The 569-nt window shown below is 70.3% G+C and carries 1 protein-coding gene; it reads right to left on the bottom strand.

Features of this window, described 5'->3' with window-relative positions:
* Positions 1-569 (bottom strand): amidohydrolase family protein (locus tag KUM32_RS42285; protein ID WP_217146894.1); only part of this gene is annotated, 569 nt, incomplete at both ends.

The following is a 569-nucleotide window of genomic DNA, read 5'->3' as shown; positions in this document are numbered from 1 at the left end:
ACCATGTCCCGGCGCGGCATGTCCACCACGACCTGCGGTACGCACTCGCCGCGCAGCAGGTTGAAGTCCGCCGGGTCGCCCGGCTTGAACTCCACCCGGTCCAGGCCCAGCACGTCGGCGCCGCCGTGCGTGCCAAGCGTGTGGCATCCCACCAGTTCGTCGTCGAGGCGCACCCCGGTGACCCAGCCCAGGATGTGGGTGCGGTGCAGCATGTCGGCGTTGCCGAAGGGGCTCCACGCGTCGCGCACCCCATCCGAGCCCAGACCCACGCGTACCCCGTGCTCGCGCAGCGTCGCCAGGGGCAGGACCAGGGAGCCGCTCGGGGCGACGGTCGTCAGGGCGACGTCCTGCTCCGCCAGGTCCCTCGCCATGGTCTCCAACTCGCCCCTGGTGAGGAACGGCAGGCAGAAGACGTGACTGACGGTCACCTTGCCACGCAGCGACAGCGCCCTGGTGCGCTCGATGATGCCGCGCAGCACCCGGACGCCCTTCTCGTCCCGGTCGTGCAGATGGATGTCGACCCCCACGCCGTAGCGGTCGGCGAGACCGAAGACGAGATCGAGTTGTTC

It is taken from the genome of Streptomyces sp. AC627_RSS907 (assembly GCF_019049165.1).
The sequence above is the reverse complement of the archived record's forward strand: the minus strand, read 5'-3'. Positions and strand labels throughout refer to the sequence as shown.